Source organism: Halovenus carboxidivorans (assembly GCF_009831575.1).
GTDB classification, from domain to species: domain Archaea; phylum Halobacteriota; class Halobacteria; order Halobacteriales; family Haloarculaceae; genus Halovenus; species Halovenus carboxidivorans.
In genome coordinates this window covers 154,172-178,949 of sequence record NZ_WUUT01000006.1, presented here as the reverse complement: position 1 = coordinate 178,949, position 24,778 = coordinate 154,172, and the positions used below count along the sequence as shown (strand labels likewise).

Here is a 24,778-nt window from a genome sequence, read left to right as displayed (position 1 = left end):
GAAATAAGTGGCTCGGGCACTATGGATAGAGTAAGGCGAGACCCCTGACGAGAGGCTGCTATCAGCACACAGAGGCCGTAATGCACCTGATTGCTGATAGGATTGCACGCCTCACCAGCAATCGGTAGCGGATTCAAGAGTGCTACTGCCGATGAACAGCTACGGGTCTCGCTTATGAGAAGGGAAAACAATGTCAACGAATACCAAATCATCGAACGACGGCGACGAACAACTTGCCAACCACATTCCCGAAGCGTTGCAGTCCCGTGACCAGTGGGTATGTTGGTCAACCGATGAAAACGGGCAGAGGTATCCAGCCAACCCGAAAACAGACAGCCGGGTAAACCCATCTGACCCGAATACGTTTGTCGGGTATGAAGCGGCTGAGGTGTTCTCAGATGCACCGTCTGCTGAGATGGATGGACTCGGGTTTACACTAACTGAAGACGACTCTCTTGTCGGGATTCGGTTGGAAAACGCAGTTAGCGATGGAGAACCTGAAGAATGGGCTGAGGAGATTATCGACACAGTAGACTCATACGCAGAATACGGACCTGAACAAACGCACATCCTCCTCTTTGTAAAGGGACCACTCCCCGATGATGGAGAACGTAACAGCGACGTTGAGATGACGGGCAAAGAGCGTGTGTTCCCTGTTACGGGGGATAGACTTGAACAGGCTCCCGCAAGCGTGGAAGAGCGAGAGAGCGCCCTGAAGGAGCTTCACAAGGAGTACATTGCAGATGAACACACTAACGGCGATAGTAGTGACACCGCTGGCTTAGAATCCGATAACCCTCTTTCTGATGTTCGGGAAACGGTTCTCGAAGAGTTCGACAAACAAACGTGGGAAGTAACCGAGGCGTCCCTATGCGTTCCGGCTTCACTCCTCCTCGAAGGTTTGCAAAGTTGCACCGGGCTTGTTATTGTTGGAGAAACTGGAGCGGGCAAATCAACTGTAATCCGGTTCTTCAACGATGGGTTAGATAATTTAGTGGAGAGAAGCGACGATGCAACTCCCGCCTCTTTCGTGAGTGCCGAACCCTCGAAAGACGAGGAAGAGCTAGAAAAGCTGGACCTGCTCCCTCGAATCCAGCACAAACTGATGACGTGTAAGGATATGAGTAGTTGGTTCGCCGGAGACCAAGCTTCCATCAAGAAGTGGATGGCCGTCGTTGCGAATGTGATGGACGGAGACGGCTACGTGAGGGACACGGGTTCACACGGTCAGCGTGGATATGAGGGAGATTACCGCTTCGGTTTCCTCGGTGCGACTACCCCACTCCCTCGAAGAGCGTGGGACGTGATGGGTCACACTGGTAATCGGCTGGTGTTCCACGAGAAGAGCAAAATGACGGATATGTCGCAGGCAGTCTCGGATGTGTTTGACGACGACGAGTACGGCAAGAAGGTAGCTCGGTGTCAAAAGGCTGTTCAGACATTGCTCAACGACCTTTGGAGTGAACACGGCGGCTACGGGAGTGTAGAATGGGAGAGTTCCCTTTCCAACGAGCTTCAACAGGTGTTCGAGTACCTGACAATGCTTGTCGTTCACGCTCGCGCACCCGTCGAGGATGGAACCACAAAGAAAGAAGGCCCTCACCGGATTGCAACGACTCTTCGGGATATTGCCCGTGGTCACGCATTGCTCTGTGGCCGAAAGCAGATTGAGATAGAGGATGCTCAAGTCTGTGCCCGCATCGCCCTGAGTACGATGCCGAAGGAACGTCGTCCGGTCGTTCGGGCTGTGTTGAATCCCAAAAACGATGGAAGCCTGTCCACTTCCGACCTGACGAAACAGACGCCCTACACAGAACCAACCGTACTGAAACGGATGGAATTACTCGAAACTCTGGGTATAGCTGAGTGTAAGGAGGTGGACGACAGGGGAACGAAGGTCGTCGAACAAAGAGAAAAGTTCGAGTGGCCGGACCTGCTTGACTTCCCAGACTTCTAACGACTTCTGTAAGCACCTGACCGCCCCAAGTCCCTTGACCAGTTACCTCTCTAACCGCCCCTTAGCAGCAAAATAGATATTGGACACTGGTCTGTGAACCTTGATATGAAGCATCATACGTTTGTCTGTGGGAGTTCGAAGAGCAAGGAACAAGATGCATACTACATCTATCACAATAATCGGTTCTGGGGAACGCTTCGGGATGCGGGGATAACGGACGAACAGATAGCCCCCGAAGATTACCGACAACTTGGCAAAGAGTACGGTATTTATCTCACCGAGATTGTTGACCCTGAGGAGTTCAGGGTAGCCAAGGACAGCGATATTGAAGCGCACCAAGTATTGAGTGGTCTTGAGAGTCTGATGGACCGGATTGATGCTCACAATCCAAACCGAATTGCGTTTGTTGGCAAAAATGCTGCAACGTGGTACTACCGCTACATCAACGACAGGGAGATAACTCACTCTCAAGCTTCGGGTCATAAAACGGACAGACGGAATATTGAGGGACTGAAACTTGACTGGAATCACAAGGGCTTGGACCACTACCTCTTGAGCAATACCCATAGGCACTGGGACAGAGAGACTTGGATAGAGTTCTGGGAACGATGTAGTGATGGCGTTGAAAAGTTCCGACGAAATCAACCATCCTGAGCCATTAAGAAATCTCGAACCACAAGCACCCTCTTCGGGGGATGAACACAGGCTTTCCCTGTTTGTGGGCAAGAGCCAATACAATCCGAAAGAGGCTATTGTACAGCTACGCCGTACCCGGATTATTCCGTATAGTCATCACTCGGCTCCGTAGGGTAACAAAAGCTAACGACAGGTGATTTAGAAACCTGAGGCGGAGGATGTGTTTATCGCCTCAAGTGGTCACAGTTCCTCAAGATAGTCTCTTCGTTGCTCCATCTTCTCCTCCTCGGTCAACTGCGAGTAATGCTTTTCAAGCGTTTCAGGGGAAGAGTTCACCCGGTCAGACACAACCTGCTTCGGAACTTCGTTCCTGAGGAGATGAGTAATAGCACCTCTCCGAATGTCGTGAGGCGAGACACTGGAAGGGCACTTACTTGCCTGCGTGTAGTTTCCTGCCTCACACGAGTCAGGCTCTCGACCGTGTGGACATTCCTTCCCGTAGGCACAGGGGCGGGAAACAGCATACACCATCTCCCGAATTTTCGACCTGTGCATCCGTCCGTATTGAGTCGTGAAGAGGGGTTCCCGTCCGTGTTCATCGGTCACCTCGTCACGGGTCACGTTGATGTAGTCCTCCAGCACTTCGCATACCTCTTGGGAGAGGGCACAGATACGCTCGCCAGCCTGCTTGTTCTTCAGGTGCGTTCCAGTGTCGGGACGATGCCGGATTTTCAACGCTTGGCTCTCCCGGTCGAAATCGGAAACATCCATAGAGTGAGCAGCACCCATCCGACAGCCGGTGTGCCACAACACCGCAAAGAGCGTGTGACGCTTCGAGGCGTATTCGTACTTGCTGAGGTAGCGGAGAATGTGTTCACTCCGCTCTGCCTCAAGCATACTGTTACTAACTGCTTCTTCGTCTTCGACCGAGGGAACGAGCAGCTTGTCGTGTAGACCCTGCTCTACTCCGTCGATTGATTCGAGGAACTTCAGGAACACGCGAAGGGTCGATAGCTGCCCCTTCAAAGTAATCGTCTTCAGGTCTCCGTCTTCTTTCCGCCACAAGCGGTATTCGTGAAGCGAGCGGGCCGTTAGGTCGTTAAGATTCCTAATGCCCTCTTGGTCACACCACTGCACGAAGGGCTTGAGGCGGTAGTGATAGCCCTGCAACGTTGCTTCTGAAACCTCGTCACGCCGTTGTGCGAGGAACATTTCCTTTGCGTCTGCGGGAGCGATTGGTTCGAGTTCCATTGTTTGCTCTCCGCAGAACGCCCGACGCAGCTTAGCTCAGGCCGGAAAGCTTGACTCAGGGGCAACAGCAGCCCCGAGGGGCCAAATCCGGGAGGCGGCATGATTTTGCGGTTCGTTGCGCATTGACCGTATAGCGCCGGATTTCGGCAGGTACGCCCCTGCGAATTGCGGGGAGATTTGAACCGGCTCACGAACGCACCCTTCGCCGTCGGGCGTTTCATTACATTGTACGTACCGAGGCCCTTTCAGTCCTTCCCTCATTTGGGGATGGATCTGTGGGTATTGAGGCTTCAGCGTACAGTTTTCGCCCGATTCGTGTGCCGGTGTACTGTGCGTGGGCCGAGAGACGGCGAGAGTGGCGCGTGAGCGCAGTCGAGCCGCAACCGAGTAGATTGGGGCGTCGTTTCTGACGTGCGCTCTGCGGCTCTGTGCGGCTGTGTGAATGCGCTCTAATTCACCAAGGTAATCTTGAATGACTTATTAATACCCAAGAATAATAAGATTATAGAACGTAGCATATAGTAGACGCACTGTCTCTATGGGGCGATTTCGGTAAAAGCCCGCCTGCTGAAGACAGGCAGGCAGTGGGTCTTCGGGAGTGAAGACCAATGCAAACTACGACCGCCGAGAGGCATGAGAGTAACGACCTCGAAGAGCGCGACGTGCGAGCGCTCACCGAGTACATGGCCGTTCTACCTGAAGGCGGCGACATTTACACTGTCGTCGGACAGAACGAGAACGGAGAGTATCGTGTGGACGCCCGTGAAGGCAGGTGTACCTGCCCTGACCACGAGTACCGGAGCGTCGAGTGCAAACACATCCGCCGGGTGGCGTTCGCTACGGGCAAGCGACCGATTCCGGCATGGGTTGACGCCGACGAGGTAGACGCCCAACTCGGTCAGCACGTCGAAGGGACGCCGAAGTTCGCCGCGACCGACGGGGGCATGACCCTCGAAGAGTTCGGTGCCGACGACCGCGACGACGACCGTCCCGAAGACTGCGACTGTAGCCCGCTCTTCGAAGACCTGCCCTGCTGGCCTTGCTACAGGGACGGCTTCGAGACGCCGAACCCGAACGTGGGTGACGACGAATAACCGACTATCGAGACATCTATACTATTAGGTTGACCCTTACAGTTTTTAACCGTCCGTCATTAGGGCATTAGCATGGCAGATGCGGAACAACAGGATTTAGGACTTTTATTTGAAAACGGACTATTTACTGTTCCAAAATACCAACGTGGATATTCATGGACTACTTCAGAGGTGCAAGACTTACTTTCTGATATTGAACATCTTCACCGAGACAGAAGAAGAAACGCAGATTTTGAAGGTTTCCACTATTTTGGAACGATTGTTCTTCAAAATGTTGGGACAAAGACGGTTTCACGACGGAAATTAAGCCAATATAACGTTATCGACGGCCAGCAACGACTTACTACTGTCACTATATTATTGCAATGTGTCAATGAACGATTGAAAGAGTATGAGGATGAAGAGATTGATGATGAACCAGTAGTGAAAATCATTGAGGATAATCAAGAGACATTTATTGATTTCCGTGGGGAAGCCCGGATTCGGCCACAAGAAAAGACAAAAGAAGTCTACGACTTGATAATTATTAATAGCGAAGACACGGATAGTGTATCTGCGAGTATCCCTTCGCAAGGATATCTTCTTAATGCCAAAGATGTTATACATGATTGGTTAGACGAAAAAGAAGATGAAGAAGACGATTTCCTTGAATTCTTATCCGGATTGTCAGAGGTGTTATTTTCGAATATTCAAGTTACAACATACACTATCGAACAGACAAGCGAAGCAGGTCGCTTTTTCGAGGTACTAAACGATAGAGGGCGAGACCTGACAACTATTGATAAAATAAAAAGTTACTTGATTTTCTGTGCAGACCGACAAAATGACGAGTCGCTCGCTGAAGATATTTATCAAAAGATTGGGGCTGTAATTGAGAAAGTTTCACAAAACGGTGGCGAAGAGTCTGTTGATAGATTTGTACGAGAACACTGGCGATTATTCTCCGGCGAATACAGTTTCGAGACAAGTACAATCACAGATATACACCGTCGAGTGAAGCGGATTCCGGCTCATATACCACAATCCCGTCCACCCGAAGAACAGAAGGTTTGGATTGAGGCGTATATGCAAGATATGAGAACAGCGGCGGAAGAATTCCGCAAAATCACGAATCCAGACGTTATAATTCGGGAAGCCAATAATCCAACAAAGATTGAAAGAGAAATAGTATCTGCACTAAAAAGTTTCAACGCTATAGGGAAACAGACCAACTATCTGTCTTTGCTAATGAGTGCAGGCAGGACGTTTGGGCATAGTGAAGAGTTTTTGAGAACGATACAGTTGTGCCGAACTCATGCGTTTCGATTATATCAAATATCTAACTCTCGGGCGGATAAGAGGCGTGCCCATGTGCGAAAAATGTCATACCCGGTCTCATGGGTCGGACGAAGTGAGACTGCAAAGGATATTTTTGGCGAAGGCCATACTCCCCCGGAAGAAGTCTTTGAGACAGCGGAAGCCGCTTATGAATACGTTGTAAAGGAAATTGAGGATGACCTTGGTCGATACTGTCCAGATTATCTTATCGCAGACTATCTTCGCCAACCAGATGTTGTCAACGGTAATGATAGGTGGGGCGGAATTGGCGAGACCTCAATTGTTTACCTGCTGTATGAATATGAAAGATATTTGAGAATGCAGAACAGTGGCGAGTCGCCAATTGCCGATTTCCGTGAGTTCACAGGTGTTGGTATGGGAAGTCGACGGGTACAACTCGAACACATTTGGCCGCAAAACCCGAGAGAGTTACCGGAAGAACGCATTGAAGAGCATGAAGAATGTGTGAATTCCTTGGGTAATCTTGCTCTCATTAGTCCTGATGATAATCCACACGCAAGCAACAAACCTTATCGACAAAAGTGGGAAGAGACCTATGATAATTCAAACCAACAGCACTTGAGAGAACTTCCGCACCCTGATGATGTTGAATGGGGTAGAGAGGCAATCGAAAACCGTACCGAAGAACTCGTTGATTTTGTTCTCAAATGGTGGTCAGGTGTGAGTGAGGCCTCTGTTTGTATAGAGGGATACCACGAGTTTAGTACGGAACAGAGGCAAGACCTTCAAAATAGAATTTCCCAGTCTGTTCGTGACAACTATCATAAAAGAAATGGACAGTCTATCGCAAGTGTTGGAATTCGGAATCAGACATTCAATGATGGCGAGTGGACAGAAGTGAGAGAGTGTGACTGCGGTTCGTTATCAATGAAAATCCAAACAGATAGCGGGGAAGTACGATGTGCGGAATGTAATTCTGAATTGACTGCTCCCCTATATCAAGTCCGTTCTGAAGTGTAGTCGCTCTCAATAGCCCTATCAGAGAAATCCTATGCGCTCGCGTGAAGCCTTGAGGTACGCCTGTACGACACTTTTAGTGTCCCAAGAAAGTAGGTGAACCAACCACACGACACGCACCGCTATCCGTTCGGTTGCGAGGAAGAGGGAAGGGCGACCTTGGCGGGCTGGCCCGTTCCCCTGTCGTGGATGTGAACGACAATGCAAAGTACGAACGCTATCAGTAAGAATCCACCGTATAGGCCCCCCACTTTGGACGGCGTTCGACGCCGCGTGGAACAAGCAATCAGAGGAATCTACAATGGACACGGGAATGTGCTACTCGAAGCACTGCCCGCTTCGGGCAAGTCATATTCGTCCCTGAACGCCGCCAGTGAGACAGAAACGTTGTTACTCTACCTTGCGTCCCGAGACTACCTGAAGAGAGACGCTGAAGAGTTGTGCGACCAGTTCGGACTCACTTACAAGCGCATACCGACACCGTACAAGGACTGTCCTGCGTTCGATAAGAGCGACCAAGACCACTACGACGGTCGGGCCGTGAAGGCATACGAGAACGGCGTCGGTGGCCGTGAAATCCATGACCGACTTGACGATATACGGTGTGGTGGGGACTGTAGGTATCTCGAACTGCTTGACTTCGACCCGTCGGCACCTGACGTTCTAATTGGCGACCCGAGCCATGCCTACCGGGACGAGTACCTGAAGGGGCGCTTCGTGGTTAAAGACGAGTTCTCGGTGAGTGAGTTTGAAACCGAGTTCGAGAACCCGGAACAGGTCGTTGACCGCTTCCTTCAGAATGTCACCCTACGCTACGACAGTTATCAGGACGTGCTGAACGCACAGCCTGACAACGACCGGTATGCTGAAGCCCTCGATTGGTTCCGAGAACACGGCCTCTATCAGGACACCAGCAACGTTCTCAAATCTCCGAACGAAGAGTATCATGCACTCGCCCCAACCCTGACATTCGCGCTACTGGCCGGGCATGAGTTAGGGAATGGGTGGGAACGGCTACCCGTCTCGGATTGGGCTGACTTGCATGGTATCGACCCCTCGGGTATCAACTCGAACGCCATCTGCGTGCGCGACCGAGACGAAGATACGATATACCTTCTCAATCCACCGAACTTCGATATTGCCGACGGCTTCCTTGGTTTAGACGGGACTCCGACGCCCGCGATGTGGCGAATAGCGACCGGCCTTGACCTTACGCACCGCGACGTTCTCGAAGACCGCGAGAAGCGAAAGTACGTCTCGGACGTGCTGAACCAGACCATCATTCGGACGAATGACGACCTGAAGCCATACCAGAACGACGCAAAAGGGCGTATCACCGCAAAGAAAGACACCAAAATCGCGCATTGGATACACCGGAAAGAAGGCGAGAAACCGGGCTTAATCACGAGCAAGAAGGCGATTGACAACGTGTACCCGGAGTACAACGACGGTGAGTTGTTCAACTACGTTGGTACCTCTCGGAACTTCAGCAACGTCTTGAGTTACCAAGGCTTCGCAGACAAGTACCTCGGGTTCGTCTCCGGCTCTCGGCACTACGGCGACCCCTACATCAAGAAGTGGGGGGCGTATGCGGGCGAAGCAGTCACGTCAAACGGGAAGCGTGGGACGGCGAAGAGTTACGGTGAGTTCGGGGACAAGGTTCACCGACACATGAAGCGGCAGACGCTTCAGGACGTGCTTCGGTTCGGACGAGACAGCGAACCCACGACGGTCTACGTGAACACGGCGGCGTTCCCCGAATGGGTGCCGAGCGAAGCGGCGCACCTCGTTCTGTTCAGCGAAGACGCCCGAGAGGTAGCCGAGTACCTTCAGGAAAGTGGTGGTAAAGGTGGCACAGTGACCGAAATCGAAAATGGGACGAAGGTTAACGAGCGAAGCGCCCGGAAGAAGGCCGAAGCGCTCGCAGAGAACGGATTCGTGACGAAGTACGACGACCTTCCCGACGCGGCGGCGTATATGTGGGACGTGGACGAATAACTCACAGTGATACTCGTATCAGATATTATTATACAGGTCGAACCACCCCACTCATAGTTGTTATTAGAGGGTGCGTTCGACTTCGTTAATAAAATTCGTAGTTTGGATTACTACTGCTCATTAAACGGTGACGACTGTCGGATTGAGGTGTCGGAATCCCTTCGGCGCTGGTGAGCGAAGTTCCCCGGTATCATTCCAAGTTAGGAGATGAACGAACCCCGAACCCCCTGAAGTGGGTTGATTCTCTCTACGGTTATCCCCCATTTCGGAATGACCCCCGAAACAGGAGAAAACCGGTTCTAAAGAGTTCCAACAGCGTTTTAGACGGCGTGAGTGGGTCGTAGCACCACTCTACGGGCCACGGGGGCTGTCTCTATGGTGGGCCAGCGCCACCTGTATCCCACCCTGCTACACACGCACATATCAGATACAGGAACCAGAAGAGCGTAGAGAGGCAGGGGTCGGGTGGGTACCCGTAGACCGGGTGGGCCGAGTGAGGGTGTGGGACACCGGGGGGACTGGCCCCCGGTGGGGGACGTGGGTGGGGTTATTGGCGTCGGTCGGGCCGGGACAGTCGGGGGTGGGGAGTTCGAGATGGGTCGATTTTCTCTCAAGTGCTCTCCGGCTCTCTGAATGTCCGTATCAGCGGTGGTCGAACCAACCGATTTTCACAGTGCTGTGAAACCATCCACCGCTTTTGCTGGCCCGATACCTTCCCGGCGAAACGCTTTCTGTCGGCACCTTCGTATCACAGATATGTCCACGACTGTTTCGACACCGAAGGCGGACGAGACGTGTGCGTACTGCGAGTCACGTATATTCGACCACGACCCTATCTGTGTCCGCGACTGCGACGACGACTGTGGGTCGCCTGCGTACTTCTGTAACTACGCCTGCCTTTCGGCGTATATTGACGAGAACGACCTTACGACCGGCAATGCGTGTGAGTGGACGCCCGGCGAAAGCGACTGTTGCTAATCGGTTCTCTCGTTAGTCGCGGTCGGCGTCGTGTCTGATAGCCGAGAGTAGTGAACTGGTGGCCGAGAGAGGGTTAGATTGCGGTGGTCGCTACCCCTGTTTTGCCGCAGTGAACATGACCACGTTGTCTTAAGTTTTATACGTCACACGCATACTCACGACTCTCGAAATTTGGCTGTCTTCAGAGGGACGGGCAACACGCTCATGGTCGTAACTCCTCACAATCCTAACATGACCTATCCTACCTGCGAAGTCCGATTTCGAGTGTCTTCACCCCTCGTCTACGTCGCCGGAGAGCGGGGTAGATTTCGGTGAGTCAGGAACGAGCAACGTCGGAACGACCCGCGTGAGAACGACCATTCCCATCAGTTCAACGAGGGTCTGCGTGACTACGACTGCCGGAGCCAGTTCGTAGCCGGACGGGAGCGCGAGCGCTAACGGGAGAACGACCAGCGAATTGCGGGTCACCGAGGTAAAAACGAGTGCGCGACTGTCGCCGCTGTCCATCTGTAACAGCCCGGCAACGAGTCGTGCGAGAAGCGGCATGATAACCAGAAACGCCACGTAAACAGGAACAACAGCGGCGATTTGCTCGATGGACTCTCGGACTCTCGGGAGTTGTGAGCCGATTACAACAAGCAAGGTCGCGCCCATCATTGGAACGGGAAGCCACCCCATCGCTTCTTGCCACTGCTGACCAGCCTGTGAGCGTTCAGCCCACGCTTCAGTGACCCATGCGAGGGTGAGCGGGAGCGCAATCAACAATACGAACGCTTCCACGAACGGCCCCGGCTCGATAGCCTCGGCAACTTGCTGACCCATGAATAACCAGAGGTACACCGGGAGAAGCGCCAGTTGAACGAGCATAAGGGCAGGTGTCGCGGCTGTAATCTGTTCGGCGTTCCCATCGGCAATGTCGGTAAACGCAATTACGTAGTCGATACAGGGCGTCAACAGCACCATGAACGCCCCAACGAGTAGCACCGGCTCTTCGGGTAGTAACCGAGTCAGCCCGTAGACAACGACCGGAACAACGAGGAAATTCATCCCGAGCGCGGCTGTCATGAATCGGAGATTCGTGAACGCTTGGCGAAGACGAGTGAGCGGGATTTCGAGAAAGGTCACATACAGCAGGACGGCCAGTACCGGGTTAATGAACTGCTGAAACGTGGATGTAGCGCTCTCCCATCCGACTCCGACCACCACCGCAAGGAGTACAGCCACAGCGTAAACCGCAACCTGATGATATTGAAGCCAGTCCTTCGAGAGCATTGGAAAGAGGTTGCGACCGGATACCTAAACCAGCCGTGGAATAGAGCAAGCCATCAGTCAATATCGCCAATCAACCGGGCCTGCGCGACCGCGAGATTCTTTTCTTCGTCTGTTTCCGCGCCAGCCATGTCGATTACTTCCTCTTCGTCGTCTGGTAGGCGAATCTCATTCTGGTTCTGTTCGTCACTCATACCAGTACCAAAACCCGCGAAGGGTGAATCCCTTTGGGTGGTTAGACTCCTTCGAGATAGCCACGGCGCTGTTCTACCTTCTGTTCCTCACTTCGCTTGTCGTAGTGCTTGTCCAACACGTCCGGGCCGACGTTCATGCGGTCGCTCACGACCTTTTCCGGCACATCTTTCGAGAGATGTTCCGTGATACTGCCACGCCGAATATCGTGTGGTGAGACGTTGACCGGACACTTGCTGTACCCGTTATAGTGCGTTCCCTCACAGGATTCCGGGTCGCGGTTCCGAGGACAGTCCACGCCGTAGTAACAGGGCCGAGTGACCTTGTAGACCGTTTCCCGGACATTGCCCCGCGAGAGGCGACCGTACCGACTCGTCACGAGCGGCTTCCGACCGTAGTCGTCCCGCGTATCCGGTCGGTTGTGTTCGATGTAGCCGTCGATAACGCTACACACCGTGCCGCTCAATGCGACGATTCGCTCGCCTTCTTTCCCGTTCTTGAGCGCGGTGCCGGTTTCGGGCCGGTGACGGATTTCGAGGGTTTCGCGTTCCGAATCGTAGTCTCCGAGGTCAAGCGAGTGGAATGCCCCGAGACGAATCCCCGTGTGCCACAGGATTTCGATGATAACGTGGCCTCGCGTGGCGTACTCGTACTGTCGGAGATATTCTAACACAGCCTCGGCCTGTTCGGCTGGCAGAATGCTCTCGCTCTGTTCGTCCTCCTTCGAGAGCGTGGGCATGATGATTTTCTCGTGAAGGCCCTGTTGCACGGCGTCGATAGACTCACACCAGCGGATGAAGACGCGGAGTGCGTCGAGGTTCCCTTCCAAGGTGACAGGCTTGAGGTCGCCGTCGTCGCGCCGCCACGTTCGGAACTCTTGGAGTTTCCGCCCGGTGAGGTCGTTCATGTTGTCTATGTCGGCTACCTCGTTGCACCACCGAATGAAGTGCTTCAGCCGGTAGTGGTAGCCATCGAGGGTCGATTGCGATACCTCGCGCTTGCGAGCGTCGAGGTACATTTCCTTTGCGCGTTCCGGTGAGATTGGTTGGAGTTCTTGACTCATTTCGACCACCGAAACGCCCCACCTGCGAGGGTGTGAGCCGCCCCCGCTCAAGGCGGTGAAACCGCCGGACGGGAGAGCTGTCCCCGGTTCAAATCCGGGAGGCGGCACTTCTACTGTGGACACAACGACGAGCGTAGCGAGTCGTCCGTGAGCAGTAGACCCCGACGATAGACGGGTTTTGAATCGCGCGAGACGAACGGAGTGGGTCTCGCACGAGTCACAGTCCGGAAGACAGCATCCCGCGCCGGTCGTCCGACCAGCCGAAAACTCATATTCGGTCGATCCCCCGTAGCGAGGAATCGTACAGATTGAGATGAATAAAGGGCTGCTGGCTATCTCCGGCACCGAACTCCGAGGGCAACGGTGATTCGGTCGGTCCGGAGTCGGTCACCTCAACCGGCGGGAGGACGACGTGAGTCTGTGCGCCCTCGTGGGGCAGCTCGTCGTCGAACATCAGTCGTCCGTCTGTCGTGCGCACCTTCTCACTGGTCATCACGTGCAGCAGGCGGTTCTCGCTGACGGTTTCGCCGTCGACCGCGTAGCTTGCCACCGCCCACAATGCCGTGTAGACGTACTGCGTTGGCTGCATCCGTGTCCCGACGCCGGTCTTGCCGTGCATCGTCGAATCGACCATCGTACCGCCGCGGAACGGGTGGTCCGGCCCGACTGGAATCACGCTCTGTGTCTCAACTTCGTACTCGTGGGCGCCGTCAGGCGAGGTGAACTCGAAACTCCCCTCAGCCGGTGTCGTCAGAATCTGGCGTGTCGTACGGAACAGTATCCGTGACGGTGTACTCGAACGAGCCGGTTATTTCGCGGATCTCGTCGGAGAACGGTGTCGGCATAGCTGTCTGTGTGAACTCCGTCCCGTCGGCGTTCGTCTCGCGTGCATCCAGGGGGACGCCGATGTCCTCTTCCAAACCTTTTGGCTGGGCGGGGGTACCGAAGATTGCCTCATCGAGACGACGCTTCCCCGGGAGAACCCACGCCGCCAGCGTGTCGTCGCCACCACTCACCGTCACTTCTTTTGGGTACCGGGCGTCGTCTGGAGCGGTCCGGCTTCCACAACCGGCAAGTCCCAGCGCGCTCGCACTCGCAACCAGTCCAAGAAATGACCGTCGTGTTTGCATCGACATACCAGGACAGATATAGTTTCTGAGTTATCAATTATCGGCGGCTGTGTGTGACACGTGAAAATCCGCTAACATTATCGGAGAGCAGTTCCGTGACGCGCACTGGTCTGTTGTCGAGGGGCCGTTGCAGTTTGACCATTAGCCCAAACAGCGGGCAAACTGGCGAGTCATTCTCCCACGGGATAGACCACTCGCCAGGCGTCGACGCTGTTCGGGGGCGGCGTGTTCTGCGACTGAGAGCGAAGCGAGCAGCCGAGGGAACGACACCGGCTGGATGCTGAACCGGGCGAGTCACGACCCGCAGGCTGACGCGAACGTCCCGGCGAGGGCCACAGTCCGGGGAGCGGATCGAGCGCGCGGCTACTCGAGTGCGTCTACCGCATCGGCGGCCGTGAACTCGACAGCGTGTACCTCGTCCGTCTCGAACTGGAGGGTCTCGATCTTCCCGTCGACCACCTCGGGGAGTAGCTCGTTGAATCGGCGGTACTCTTCCGAGTTAGTGTGGGCCTCGGCCGCGTCGGCGTCTTCGTACTGCTCGAAGAACCGGAGCAGGTTCCCCTCAGTCAGGTCTCGCATCGCTCTGTACCGGACTGTCCCGTCCTCGTTTCGGGATCGCTCGACCAGGTCGTCGACGCGGTCTACCAGTTCGTCTCCGCAGTCCGGGTCCAGGGGGATAGTCGTGTGAACGACGTACATGCCACTACGTTTCAGCGAGACAGGCGTTATACGTTTCGCGCCAATGCGCTGTTGGCTGGTGAACTCCACAGTTCGGGAGGCGGCATTCAGTTTGCGCGGCTCCCGTTCGGGGAGTGATCCGTTCGAGGTGGACCGGCGCTGGCGTGGACCCAGGAGGCGAAATCACGCGAGAGCAGTGGGTTCAGTGAACCGTGCGTAGAAGAGCGCCCCCGGGCGTCGGTCCGAGGTGTGCCGCTCGAACCCGGCGTTCGAGCGAGTGAATATGTCGGGTCCGTTCGGGTGCGCGTGAGGTCGAGTATCGTCAGTCACGCCGCCTCGTCTGTTCCAGACCGCAAAACGCGTCGACGGTCGCTACTCGCGGACCGGGGAGGATCCCCGTCTCGATTCGACGTAGACGCCGACGATCAGGATCACGCCGAGAACCGCGAGCACGGCAGACTGCGTGATGTGGGCGTTGAACAGCGTTCTGGCGAGTGCGGCGAAGGCGTCGATAAACGCCTCCTCGGCCGCGGAGCCGCCACCGCCGCTGGATTCGAGCGCACCGACGACCCGGCCGACGAGGACGAACCCGAGGACTGCGCCGATACCGCCACCGACGAGCAGGGAGTAGCCGGCCGTCGAGACCGTCCGCCTGATCGACCGCGTGACGGCGTAGACGAGCGCCGCCAGACCGAGAAACAGAAGCGGGAGGACGAACACGAGCGTGCCGATCAGTCCGAGTCCGGACTGGACCGTCTCGAGCTGTCCGGTGTTCTCGTCGAGGTCGTTTCCGAGGCTGATCTGGTCGTCGACCTGGCCGTCGATGCGCTGCTGGATCTCGGAGGCGATAGCCGACTCCAGGGCCGTCTCGTTGGCGTCGCGCTGGCTCTCGTACGCCGAGTACTCCGTCAGGTCGGGGTCGATGAACCCACGGATCACCGTCGACTGGAGATCGACGATCGCTTGGAGAGTTTCGTTTCCGACCTGGTCGCTGTACTGGGTTTCAGCCTGTGCGGCAGCGTCGGCCTGAACGTCGGCGCTGATCTCCCGGAGTCGCTGGTTGAGATCGGCCGTCAGCGATTCCTCCAGCGCTCGTTTGTCCGAGTCCCGCCGGTCGGCGTACGCCTCGAAACTGTCGAGGTCGGGATCAGTGAGCCCGTCGATGACGGTGTTCTGGAGGGCGATGATGTTCTGCAGCGACTCCTCGCTGACCTGGTCGCCGTACTCCGCTCGGGCCTGCTCGGCGGCATCGGCCTTGGCTTGCTCGTTGATCAGCCGGAGACGCTGGTCGATTTCCGTAGAGGAGAGTTCCCGGCTCGACGCGCTCTGGATCTGCTGTCGGATGTCCGAGCGAGTGCTCGAGTAACCGGCGGCGTCGCGGTTGAGATCCTCGATCATCCGATCGCTCACGTCGATGTCGCCCTGTGCGGACTGGAGGTCGATTGCGGTCGCGAGTTCGACCGTGTTGACGGCGACGGACTCGTCCTGACGGATCCGGATCGGGAGGTCTGTCACCTGTTGTGCCCTGAGGTCGCGCCGGACGCTGGTGTAGCCGGCCTGATCCTCGTTGAGCCGTCGGACCATCGTGTCCGTGATTTCGATGCTCCCGTCCGCCGTGCTGAGGTCGCGTTGCTGTGTGAGGGTGACCGTATCGACCGTCACAGCCTCCTCGTCGAACTGGTCGATCAGCGACTGCTTGACCGGTTCGGTGTTCATCTGCAGCGTGAGGTTCTCGGTGTCCCCTTCGAGAAACGCGATGATCGCCTCGATGTTCCGGGTGAGTTGCCCGTTCACGTAGGACTCCGTGATCGCTTGCCGCGCGACCGTCTCGCTGTTGGCATCGATGCTGATCCCCGGCGGAAGTTCCTCGCCCTGGAGGCTGTTGTTGACCTCCGTTTCGACCTGTTCGCGCGCCCGGGCCGTCATCTCCTCTTGAATCCCTTCGTTCTCGAAGGTCGTCGACACCTTGTCGGCGTCGAGAATAGTCCGGTCGACGGCGACGACGGCGCTCGCCCCGACGACCGTCGTCGTCATCAACACCGCCAGCAGAACCACCCCGATCGTTTTTATTGTACTCATTTGTCAGTATCCCCGTATTTGTAACCGGATACGGTACAGTTCTTCACTGAACGTTCTTAATCTATTGGCCACCTCGATAGCTCCGGGACGACGGATCCGCCGACGGCTGGCTGACGAGATACCGCGACTCTGCGGTGGTTTATGTATGCTAACGACCCACATACTTTTGTGGGAATGCGCGACAATTGCAGACGAGCGTGAATCATGACAACGACCGACTACGACCACGATACGGTGCTCGTGACGGGGGCGCTCGGAGGGGTCGGCCGGTGGGTCGTCGACCGACTGGCCGACAGCGGGACACACGTCGTCGGAGTCGATCTCGACCGGCCGGAGGGAACCCGGTCGAACACCGAGTTCTGGGCGGTCGATCTCACCGAGAAGGGGCTCGCTCGCGAGACGATCGACGAGGTGGCTCCCGACGCCGTCGTCCACCTGGCGGCGGTCTCGGATCCGGTCTGCAACCCCGACAGTCGCGTGTTCGACAACAACGTCGCGAGTACGTATAACGTCCTCTCCGCGGCGGGTCAGGCCGGAATCGACGTGGTCTGGACATCCTCACAGGCGGCGTACGGCGCACTGTTTGCTGAGTCGACGTGGACGCCGGCCTACCTGCCGATCGACGAGGCCCACGAGTGCCGTCCGGAAGACGCCTACGGCCTCTCGAAAGTCTGCGGCGAGGAGATCGCACGGACGGTGGTTCGCCGTCACGACGTGTCGGTGACGACGATCCGGCCGGCGACGATTTTCGGTCCCGGCAGGACGAGACGACGGCCGCACGCCGACGGAACCGATCTGACGAGCGATGCCGCCGGGAGGAACTTCGGCTCGTTCGTGGACGTCCGCGACGTGGCCCGGATGGTCGAGGCCGCGCTGGCGACGGATCACGGGGGCCACGAGACCGTCCTCTGTGTCGCCGACGAGAACTATCTCGGCCAGCCGACCGCGGAGATCGTCGAGGCGGTGTGTGGCACGCTCCCCGACCAGTGCGAACTGGAGGGGAGACAGGCCGCGCTCTCGAACGCGAAAGCCGCCGACCTCCTCGGCTGGGAGCCGACGTACACCTCTCCACGTTCGGAAGCCGACGTTTCCGGTCCGGAGTGGCTGTGACCCAAGCCGGTGCTCGAGAGCAGCGAGCGATCACACCGGCGGCTGTTCGACGTGCTCGCGCCAGAACGCCGGCTGTGTGTACGTCGCGTACGCGCCCCGGTAGCCGGCCAGACGGGCCAGTGGTGCGAGCGCACTCGCGGCGGCGTTGCCGAGCCGCTCGCCGCGAGTAAACACCGTGTTGTCGTCCAGTGCATCGGCGATGACGAGCTGCTGGAGCGGATCGTTCGGACTGCGCCGACGGTCGTGAGCGAGCCCACCGAGCGTCGGGAGCACCTGACGGAGCCGTCCGGGGGAGTGGATCTCTGTCGTGACCAGCGCACGCTCGTCGGTATCGTTGCTGAAGGTGTGAACGACACCCGGTTCGACTCTGAGCGTGTCGCCGGTCGCCGCCGTTCGGGTGTCACCGTCGAGACGCATCGTCAGCGCTCCCGACTCGACGTCGAACAGTTCGACGCTCTGTTCGTGGTAGTGCGCCGGTGGTCCGTCGTAGCCGGGACCGAAGACGCTCAGTGTTCGGATCGGGTCCTCGCCGTCGGTGAGCGGGACTCCCCAGACCGCCCGGTTCGGGTGAGAGGTGATCGGGCCGGCCCGCTGGCGGAGCCGGTCTTCGAGCCAACTTCCCTCGGTGACCTCGAATCCGGTCCCGGGGATCGGTCGACCCTCTTCGTCCAATGTCCGTCCGGTGACGTAGGCCGACATAGCTTTCAGTTGTGGTTCGAGAGTGAAAGTCTTCGGTTCGGTGTCAGGGAGTGGCGTCGGCCCGTTCGAGGTCGGCCTGCTCGTGGGTGTGGTGGTAGAAGTACAGCCCGGGGTCGCCGTCGTGTCGCTCGGGATCGAAACAGACGCGACGGTACCGCTCGTTGTCGTTGAGCGCGACCATCACGCCGTCGGTGTGGACGGTGACGGATTCGTATGGCTTCTCACAGACGGGACAGACCGCCGGAGCGTCCGCTGGAATCTCCACCATAGCAATAGGTAGGCGGCCGTTCTCTAAACGGTTGTGACGGGTGACCACGACGCCGGAGCCGTCGGGTATCGCGGTGGCAGTAGCCGGTGACACAATCCTTTTGAGGGTCCCGGGCGCGACTCCGGTATGAGACAGACGGCGGTACTGACAGTCCAGCAGACCCTCGACCAGGTCGCTGGCGGCGTCGAGGCCGCGATACCGCGGCTCGTCTCGGGGCTGATCTTCGGGGTCGTCGCGTACGCGCTCATTAAGATCGTGCTGAGCGTGATCGGCGGAGTCTTACGGCGGTATTACTCGTCGAGACAGGCGCTTGTCGTGCAGTTGCTGGTGACGGTGATCGGCATGTTCCTGTGGTTCGGCGCGGCGCTGGCGTTTCTCTCGATTGTCGGCCTCGGCGGTATCGCGGCGAGTCTCGGGACAGCGGTGGGGTTCATCGCGCTCGGTGTCTCGTACGCGCTGTCGGAGATGATCGAGGATACCGTCGCTGGCGTCTACCTGTTGCAGGATCCGGACTTCGAGGTCGGGGACCGGGTCGTCGTCGACAAGATGGAGGGGACGGTCGCGGCGATCGAACTCCGAAAGAGCAGGTTCACTCTCGACAACGGCGATACGGTCGTCCTCGCCAACCGGGACGTCGAGGCCGAGTGGACCAAGCGGGCCGACAGCACGGCCGGGGAGTAATCACCGCGGCCAGTTGCAGTTCGCGCACTTGCTCGCCTCGCTACGCTCGACGCGGTCGCGGATCTTCGGCCACGGGGCATCGATCTGTTCGCCGTCTGGACTGGCGCCACAACCACGCGCACCGAGGAGGTGCCACGTCTCGGACCGTTCGGTTCGGGCGACGCGCATACGAGAACAACGACGGTCGCACACTAAAGTCCCGAGGGCGAGTCAGCGGTTGCGGTCGCCGGTGTCGACGCCGCACTCGGTGTCGTCGTCGGATTTCGACCCGCCCCCTGTGGAATTGTCAGCCCGGCGACCACCGCGCCCTTGTGCGATTTTCTCGGCTTCGGCTCGGTCGACCACCGTCGGATCATTCGTCTCGCCTTCTATGAGGACGTACAGGACGAACAGCGGGACGACACCCAAGACGACCACCAGCAGGAGGAACGCGACTCCCGACATTATTTCGACCTTGTATAGTCAAACACAAATAATTTATCGAAGGAGTGAAGAATGAGTAGTATGAGCCGTCCCGACCCCAACCGCGACCAACGCGGCTGTCCGAAGTGCGGACACGAGGAGACCGAAGTCGACGAAATCTCGACGAGCGGTTCCGGGCTCTCGAAGATGTTCGACGTACAGAACAGGCAGTTCACCGTGATCTCCTGTACGCACTGCGGCTACTCCGAACTGTACAAGGGCCAGTCCTCGGGCAACGCAATCGATATTTTCCTCGGTTAGCCGACGACGGTCCGACTCCGGATTCCACCGAGAGGGGACCGGGCCGAGGCTGTCTGTACAACGACTCAGTTGACGAAACCCCCCCGCAGTAACGAGTTATCCGCGCGTCGAGCGCGCCTCTCTGATCTCCGCCCCTTCCCGGAGTTTGTCCTCGCAGTTCGGGCAGACCCGTGGCCGGTCGAACTGCTCCGGCGTGAATACCCTGACGTACCGCTCTGTCACGAACGACTCGCAGTTCTGGCACTGTGGCATTCTTTCATAGGCTATGCTCCCCGGTCATAAGCCTTCTGTACAGTTTCCCGCGGGAAGACGGTGCCTGAGGAGTGGAAATCGAGGTGTCGAGCGAGCGGACTGATCGAGGTCGGATATAAAACAGTAGCTTTATCACTCGTAGGAGGCCAAAATTCATCGAGATTACTCCCGAGATGACACCGAACAAGCGACCGGAGGTAAATATCGGACTCGTCGGTCACGTCGATCATGGAAAGACGACACTCGTCCAGGCGTTGAGTGGAGAGTGGACGGATCAGCACTCCGAGGAGATGAAGCGGGGGATTTCGATCCGACTCGGCTACGCCGACGCGACCTTCAGACAGTGTCCGGGGATGGACGAACCGGACTGTTACACTGTCGAGGAGGAGTGCCCTGACGGGTCGGAGAGCGAGCACCTGCGAACCGTCTCCTTCGTCGACGCCCCGGGCCACGAGACGCTGATGGCGACGATGCTCTCGGGCGCGTCGCTGATGGACGGCGCAGTTTTGGTCATCTCGGCGAGCGAGGAGGTGCCCCAGGCACAGACCGAAGAGCACCTGATGGCGCTTGATATCATCGGCATCGAGAACATCGTCATCGCGCAGAACAAGATCGATCTGGTCGACCGCGAGCAGGCCGAGCAGAACTACCAGCAGATCAAGGAGTTCGTCGCCGGGACCGTCGCCGAGGACGCGCCGGTCGTGCCGATCAGCGCACAGCAGGGCGTCAACATGGATCTGCTGATGCAGGCAATCGAGGAGGAGATCCCGACGCCGGACCGCGATCCAGACGCCGACGCCGAGTTGCTGGTCGCGCGGAGTTTCGACATCAATCGGCCGGGAACGACGTGGGACTCGCTGGTCGGCGGCGTCCTCGGCGGGTCGCTCTCACAGGGACAGCTCTCCGCGGGCGAGGAGATCGAACTCCGACCGGGCCGGGAAGTCGAGGAGGGCGGCCAGAGCGAGTGGCAGCCGCTCCAGACGACGGTGCGCTCGCTGCAGGCCGGCGGTGACGACGTCGAGACGGCCACGCCGGGCGGACTGCTCGGCGTCGGAACCGGCCTCGACCCCGCGATCACCAAAGGCGACGCCCTGGCCGGGCAGGTCGCCGGGCCGCCGGGGACGCTGCCGCCGGTCCAGGAGTCGTTCACGATGGGCGTCAATCTGCTCGACCGGTTGGTCGGCAGCGAGGAGGGCGCCGGAGAGATCGAGGAGATCTCGACGGGCGAACCGCTCATGCTCACCATCGGGACGGCGACGACCGTCGGGTCGGTCACCAGCGCCCGCGACGGGGAGTGTGAGGTACAGCTGAAGCGACCGGTCTGCGCCGAGCCGGGCGATAAGATCGCGATCAACCGTCGCGTCGGCGCGCGGTGGCGGTTGATCGGCTACGGAACGCTACAGTGACGGTCGTGCTGGACACGAACGCGCTCATGATGCCCGTCGAATGCGATGTCCGTATCTTCGACGAACTCGACCGGTTGCTCGACGAGCCGGAGTGTCTGGTGCCACAGCCGGTTGTCGCGGAACTGGAGAAGCTCTCGGACGGGGCGGGCGAGGAGGCCAAGGCGGCGAGCGTGGGCTACGATCTGGCGACCGACCGCTGTGAGATCCGCTCGACCGCGGCGGAGTACGCCGACGACGCCGTACTCGAACTCGCCGCCGAATCGGGGACACACGTCCTCACGAACGACAAGCCGCTGGCCGAACGAGCACGCGAAACGGGCGTATCGGTAATTAGTTTACGCGGGAAGAATAAACTAGGTATCACTCAGTAATCGTCTCAACGGGTATCAGATATGTACAAACGGGTCACACTACGCGATACAGTCGAGGTACCGCCGGAGCATCTGGCGGAGGTCACGCCGGATCTCGTCAAGAAACTACTCCAGGACAAACTCGAAGGCCGAGTCGACGAGGACGTCGGCTCCGTCGTCTCCGTGATCGATGTCCACGACATCGGCGAAGGAGCCGTCGTGCCGAACGAACCGGGCGTCTACTACGAGGCCGAGTTCGACGCCGTCACCTTCGATCCGCAGATGCAGGAGGTCGTCGACGGCGAGATTGTCGAGGTCGTCGAGTTCGGTGCCTTCGTGGGTATCGGGCCGGTCGACGGGCTGCTGCACGTCTCGCAGATCTCCGACGAGTATCTGGCTTACGACGGCGAGAACCAGCAACTCGCCTCGCGCGATACCAACCGGACGATCGGAACCGGCGACGCCGTCCGCGCCCGAATCGTCACCAAGAGCATCGACGAACGCAACCCCCGTGACTCGAAGATCGGGCTGACAGCCAAACAGATCGGCCTCGGCAAACACGGCTGGCTGCAGGAGGAACGCGAGAAGCGCAAAACACAGGCGGAAGCCGGTGAGAACTGATGGCGGATCGACTCGTCTGCCGCGACTGTCATCGGATTCAGGACAGCGAAGAGATCGAAGCCTGCGTCGCCTGCGGCTCGACGTCGCTCACGGAGGACTGGGCGGGGTACGTGGTCATCTCCCACCCCGAGGAGTCCGACATCGCAGAGGAGATGGAAGTGACCGAGCCCGGGCAGTACGCGCTGAAGGTCCGGTGAGATGGCCGACATCGTTCTCGAACTGCAGCCGGAGCTGCGCTCGGAACTGAAAACGCCGCTCGGACCCGTCTACACTGATACCCACTCGTTGCTCGCCGACGCCGGTGCGCCGGTGATTGCCATCGGTGACGTCGTGACACATCACCTGATCGACGCCGGTGAGCCACCGGCAGTGGCGATGGTCGACGAGCGAACGGAACGCTCCGCGGTGAGCAGCGAGATTGCCGAGACGATCAGCGGCTTCGACGGCTTCGAGACGGTCAGAGAGATCACGAATCCGGCCGGGACGCTCAGCGCCGAGTTACTCACCGCGCTCCGGGAGGCAATCGAAGGCACCGGAACCACACTGCTCGATGTCGACGGCGAGGAGGACCTCGCCACGCTGCCGGCGGTGCTGCTCGCGCCCGACGGGGCGAGTGTCGTCTACGGCCAGCCCGGCGAAGGGATGGTGCTGGCGACGGTCGACGCCGAGACCAGAGAACGGTGTCGGCGTATTCTCTCGCAAATGGACGGCGACACCGAGCGCCTCCTGACGCTGCTCGGTATCGAGTGAAGACGCGCATCTACGCGATCGCCTCTCACACCGCGGTATCAGAAATTGTTGCCTCATTATCGACGGACAGTATGACGACCGGCGTCGCGGGCGGCCGCTGAGCGGAACGTGACCTCCGACGGGCCGGGAACGGGGAGAGCCTACCGAAGCCGTGGGGTCGTACCGGGAACGGCACGGATGCTGAAGAACGGCCCGAAATACCGACGAACACGTCCTGAAGTTGCCGAAATTGAGATCCGAGGTCGGGGAGCGAGAAGCGATAGTGTCGGAGATAGCGGAAGCGGTTGCTGGTATTAGGGAGTAATGGTAGGGTTTACGGGCGGAGACGTAGTTAAGAGGGTCCGGCGTCTATAGTGGGGTAGGAAGTGCAGACTCCCTGGTCGTAGCGGCCAGGTGCGGTCACACAAACAGCACAATCATGACAGCGAGTTCAAAACAACACAACGACGAGGAAGAAGAGGAGATCAGAGAGCATCTGCAGGACGTCGACGACGGATGCGGTTGCGCCGAAATCTGGGAGCACATGTCCGAGGAACGCGACGACGCGTGAGCGGAGTCGCGTTCGGCCGCCGGACGCGGGACGTTTTTGATCCCTCGTCCCGTTTGTCTACCCAATGACTGACGACGGTTCGCGGGAGTTTTTCAAAACAGACCGACAGTCACCTGTCGGAAAACCGGTCATCCGCGGCGACCCATCGATCACTGGACAGGACTCCGAGGAAGCGGTCCAGTTCGATCCCAACGACCCGGAGAGCCTGGCACTCGCCGCGGAGACGGTCGCGGCCTTCGCCTCTAACACGGCGGGGGCCGACGATAACGTCTTCATGCTCCGCGGAGCGGCAGCCTGTGCTGCGCTCGTGCGCGGCGAGGGGTCGTACAAGGCCGCCGCCGAACGGGCTGGCGACGACGTGACGGTATCGTTCATCCGGAAGTGGTCGCGGGTCCACGATCTGCCGCAGTCGATCCGCCGGCAGGTCGCCCGGGGCCGGATCGCCCCGACAGCGGCGAAACACATCGCCCGCGTCTCCGGGGCCGCACGACTGCATCTCGCGTGGGCGGTCCTCGATCACGATCTGACCGTCCGAGAGGTGCGATCGATCGCGAGCGAAGTGAACGACGGCACCGACATCGCCGACGCCCTCGCCTCCCGCGGGATCACGCTCGGTGAACTCACGGTAACGCTGGATCGGGACGTGTACGGCGAACTACGCCGCCGGAGCTCCATCGAGGACGTTCCGCCCGGCGAGATCGTCACCGACGCGCTGCTCGCACAGTTCCGGGAGCGACGGGAGTGATCG

Annotated in this window: 29 protein-coding genes; 16 read left to right on the top strand and 13 right to left on the bottom strand. The window is 58.3% G+C overall.

The window, feature by feature from the left end; genetic code table 11:
• Positions 1–190: 190 nt before the first annotated feature.
• Together GRX03_RS15030 and GRX03_RS15025 are read left to right on the top strand one after the other, a co-directional pair.
• Positions 191–1,957 carry a hypothetical protein gene (locus tag GRX03_RS15030; RefSeq protein ID WP_159765038.1) on the top strand — a complete coding sequence of 589 codons (1,767 nt, stop codon included), beginning with the start codon at positions 191–193 and terminating at the stop codon, positions 1,955–1,957.
• Positions 1,958–2,062: 105 nt separating this feature from the next.
• A complete protein-coding gene (locus GRX03_RS15025; protein WP_159765037.1) occupies positions 2,063–2,611 on the top strand; it encodes a uracil-DNA glycosylase family protein in 549 nt (182 codons plus the stop codon).
• Between the two features lie 222 nt (positions 2,612–2,833).
• Here the strand turns inward: GRX03_RS15025 and GRX03_RS15020 are convergent, their stop codons facing one another.
• Complete coding sequence (locus GRX03_RS15020; RefSeq protein ID WP_159765036.1) at positions 2,834–3,844, bottom strand: tyrosine-type recombinase/integrase; 1,011 nt, start codon at positions 3,842–3,844, stop codon at positions 2,834–2,836.
• A gap of 608 nt (positions 3,845–4,452) precedes the next feature.
• Here GRX03_RS15020 and GRX03_RS15015 point away from each other — a divergent pair.
• The 4 genes from GRX03_RS15015 (at position 4,453) to GRX03_RS16795 (ending at position 10,209) form a co-directional block, all read left to right on the top strand.
• Positions 4,453–4,938: an SWIM zinc finger family protein gene (locus GRX03_RS15015; RefSeq protein WP_201289257.1), complete on the top strand. Its 486-nt coding sequence runs from the start codon at positions 4,453–4,455 to the stop codon at positions 4,936–4,938.
• 72 nt (positions 4,939–5,010) lie between these two features.
• Positions 5,011–7,236 (top strand): DUF262 domain-containing protein, encoded by a 2,226-nt coding sequence (locus tag GRX03_RS15010; RefSeq protein ID WP_159765035.1) that lies wholly within the window; start codon positions 5,011–5,013, stop codon positions 7,234–7,236.
• A 312-nt stretch (positions 7,237–7,548) separates the two neighbouring features.
• Positions 7,549–9,231 carry a hypothetical protein gene (locus tag GRX03_RS15005; protein WP_159765034.1) on the top strand — a complete coding sequence of 561 codons (1,683 nt, stop codon included), beginning with the start codon at positions 7,549–7,551 and terminating at the stop codon, positions 9,229–9,231.
• A 756-nt stretch (positions 9,232–9,987) separates the two neighbouring features.
• The gene (locus GRX03_RS16795; protein ID WP_159765033.1) at positions 9,988–10,209 is read left to right on the top strand and encodes a hypothetical protein; all 222 of its coding nucleotides are present in this window, start codon (positions 9,988–9,990) and stop codon (positions 10,207–10,209) included.
• Positions 10,210–10,479: 270 nt separating this feature from the next.
• On the opposite strand, the gene GRX03_RS14995 is transcribed toward GRX03_RS16795, so the two are convergent.
• The 7 genes from GRX03_RS14995 to GRX03_RS14965 form a co-directional block, all read right to left on the bottom strand.
• Entirely contained in the window at positions 10,480–11,481 is a 1,002-nt protein-coding gene (locus tag GRX03_RS14995) for an arsenic resistance protein (protein WP_159765032.1), read from the bottom strand.
• A gap of 53 nt (positions 11,482–11,534) precedes the next feature.
• Positions 11,535–11,672: a hypothetical protein gene (locus GRX03_RS14990; RefSeq protein ID WP_159765031.1), complete on the bottom strand. Its 138-nt coding sequence runs from the start codon at positions 11,670–11,672 to the stop codon at positions 11,535–11,537.
• Between the two features lie 41 nt (positions 11,673–11,713).
• Positions 11,714–12,733 carry a tyrosine-type recombinase/integrase gene (locus GRX03_RS14985; RefSeq protein ID WP_159765061.1) on the bottom strand — a complete coding sequence of 340 codons (1,020 nt, stop codon included), beginning with the start codon at positions 12,731–12,733 and terminating at the stop codon, positions 11,714–11,716.
• A gap of 268 nt (positions 12,734–13,001) precedes the next feature.
• Entirely contained in the window at positions 13,002–13,367 is a 366-nt protein-coding gene (locus GRX03_RS14980) for a hypothetical protein (protein WP_159765030.1), read from the bottom strand.
• Positions 13,368–13,470: 103 nt separating this feature from the next.
• Positions 13,471–13,869, bottom strand: a complete 399-nt coding sequence (locus GRX03_RS14975; RefSeq protein ID WP_159765029.1) for a hypothetical protein — start codon at positions 13,867–13,869, stop codon at positions 13,471–13,473.
• A gap of 357 nt (positions 13,870–14,226) precedes the next feature.
• Complete coding sequence (locus tag GRX03_RS14970) at positions 14,227–14,562, bottom strand: putative quinol monooxygenase (protein WP_159765028.1); 336 nt, start codon at positions 14,560–14,562, stop codon at positions 14,227–14,229.
• Positions 14,563–14,913: 351 nt separating this feature from the next.
• Positions 14,914–16,620, bottom strand: coding sequence for a hypothetical protein (locus GRX03_RS14965; protein WP_159765027.1), 1,707 nt, complete (start codon positions 16,618–16,620; stop codon positions 14,914–14,916).
• Positions 16,621–16,824: 204 nt separating this feature from the next.
• On the opposite strand from GRX03_RS14965, the gene GRX03_RS14960 reads away from it, so the two are divergent.
• Positions 16,825–17,730, top strand: coding sequence for an NAD-dependent epimerase/dehydratase family protein (locus GRX03_RS14960; protein WP_159765026.1), 906 nt, complete (start codon positions 16,825–16,827; stop codon positions 17,728–17,730).
• 30 nt (positions 17,731–17,760) lie between these two features.
• Here GRX03_RS14960 and GRX03_RS14955 read toward each other — a convergent pair whose 3' ends face one another.
• The gene (locus GRX03_RS14955) at positions 17,761–18,429 is read right to left on the bottom strand and encodes a cupin domain-containing protein (RefSeq protein WP_159765025.1); all 669 of its coding nucleotides are present in this window, start codon (positions 18,427–18,429) and stop codon (positions 17,761–17,763) included.
• 43 nt (positions 18,430–18,472) lie between these two features.
• On the bottom strand, positions 18,473–18,697 hold the full coding sequence (locus GRX03_RS14950) for a hypothetical protein (RefSeq protein ID WP_159765024.1): 225 nt from the start codon (positions 18,695–18,697) through the stop codon (positions 18,473–18,475).
• Positions 18,698–18,823: 126 nt separating this feature from the next.
• Here GRX03_RS14950 and GRX03_RS14945 point away from each other — a divergent pair, with 126 nt between their 5' ends.
• Positions 18,824–19,378 carry a mechanosensitive ion channel domain-containing protein gene (locus GRX03_RS14945; protein ID WP_159765023.1) on the top strand — a complete coding sequence of 185 codons (555 nt, stop codon included), beginning with the start codon at positions 18,824–18,826 and terminating at the stop codon, positions 19,376–19,378.
• Here the strand turns inward: GRX03_RS14945 and GRX03_RS14940 are convergent, their stop codons facing one another.
• Both GRX03_RS14940 and GRX03_RS14935 read right to left on the bottom strand, forming a co-directional pair.
• Positions 19,379–19,546: a hypothetical protein gene (locus GRX03_RS14940; RefSeq protein ID WP_159765022.1), complete on the bottom strand. Its 168-nt coding sequence runs from the start codon at positions 19,544–19,546 to the stop codon at positions 19,379–19,381.
• Between the two features lie 42 nt (positions 19,547–19,588).
• Positions 19,589–19,822 carry a hypothetical protein gene (locus GRX03_RS14935; RefSeq protein ID WP_159765021.1) on the bottom strand — a complete coding sequence of 78 codons (234 nt, stop codon included), beginning with the start codon at positions 19,820–19,822 and terminating at the stop codon, positions 19,589–19,591.
• Between the two features lie 60 nt (positions 19,823–19,882).
• Between GRX03_RS14935 and GRX03_RS14930 the strand changes: the two genes are divergently transcribed.
• The gene (locus GRX03_RS14930) at positions 19,883–20,101 is read left to right on the top strand and encodes a zinc ribbon domain-containing protein (RefSeq protein WP_159765020.1); all 219 of its coding nucleotides are present in this window, start codon (positions 19,883–19,885) and stop codon (positions 20,099–20,101) included.
• 96 nt (positions 20,102–20,197) lie between these two features.
• On the opposite strand, the gene GRX03_RS16620 is transcribed toward GRX03_RS14930, so the two are convergent.
• Positions 20,198–20,353, bottom strand: a complete 156-nt coding sequence (locus tag GRX03_RS16620; RefSeq protein WP_201289256.1) for a DUF7563 family protein — start codon at positions 20,351–20,353, stop codon at positions 20,198–20,200.
• 173 nt (positions 20,354–20,526) lie between these two features.
• Here GRX03_RS16620 and GRX03_RS14925 point away from each other — a divergent pair, with 173 nt between their 5' ends.
• The 7 genes from GRX03_RS14925 (at position 20,527) to GRX03_RS14900 (ending at position 24,775) form a co-directional block, all read left to right on the top strand.
• Positions 20,527–21,759 carry a translation initiation factor IF-2 subunit gamma gene (locus GRX03_RS14925; protein ID WP_159765019.1) on the top strand — a complete coding sequence of 411 codons (1,233 nt, stop codon included), beginning with the start codon at positions 20,527–20,529 and terminating at the stop codon, positions 21,757–21,759.
• A complete protein-coding gene (locus tag GRX03_RS14920) occupies positions 21,756–22,130 on the top strand; it encodes a PIN domain-containing protein (RefSeq protein WP_368278541.1) in 375 nt (124 codons plus the stop codon). Before GRX03_RS14925 ends, GRX03_RS14920 begins: the two co-directional genes overlap by 4 nt.
• 21 nt (positions 22,131–22,151) lie before the next feature.
• Positions 22,152–22,730: a DNA-directed RNA polymerase gene (locus tag GRX03_RS14915; protein ID WP_159765018.1), complete on the top strand. Its 579-nt coding sequence runs from the start codon at positions 22,152–22,154 to the stop codon at positions 22,728–22,730.
• A complete protein-coding gene (gene spt4, locus GRX03_RS14910; protein WP_159765017.1) occupies positions 22,730–22,927 on the top strand; it encodes a transcription elongation factor subunit Spt4 in 198 nt (65 codons plus the stop codon). Before GRX03_RS14915 ends, spt4 begins: the two co-directional genes overlap by 1 nt.
• A gap of 1 nt (position 22,928) precedes the next feature.
• Positions 22,929–23,480 carry a GTP-dependent dephospho-CoA kinase family protein gene (locus tag GRX03_RS14905; protein WP_159765016.1) on the top strand — a complete coding sequence of 184 codons (552 nt, stop codon included), beginning with the start codon at positions 22,929–22,931 and terminating at the stop codon, positions 23,478–23,480.
• Positions 23,481–23,898: 418 nt separating this feature from the next.
• Positions 23,899–24,030 (top strand): hypothetical protein, encoded by a 132-nt coding sequence (locus GRX03_RS16940; protein WP_267902791.1) that lies wholly within the window; start codon positions 23,899–23,901, stop codon positions 24,028–24,030.
• A 64-nt stretch (positions 24,031–24,094) separates the two neighbouring features.
• Positions 24,095–24,775 (top strand): DUF7119 family protein, encoded by a 681-nt coding sequence (locus GRX03_RS14900; RefSeq protein ID WP_159765015.1) that lies wholly within the window; start codon positions 24,095–24,097, stop codon positions 24,773–24,775.
• Positions 24,776–24,778: the final 3 nt, after the last annotated feature.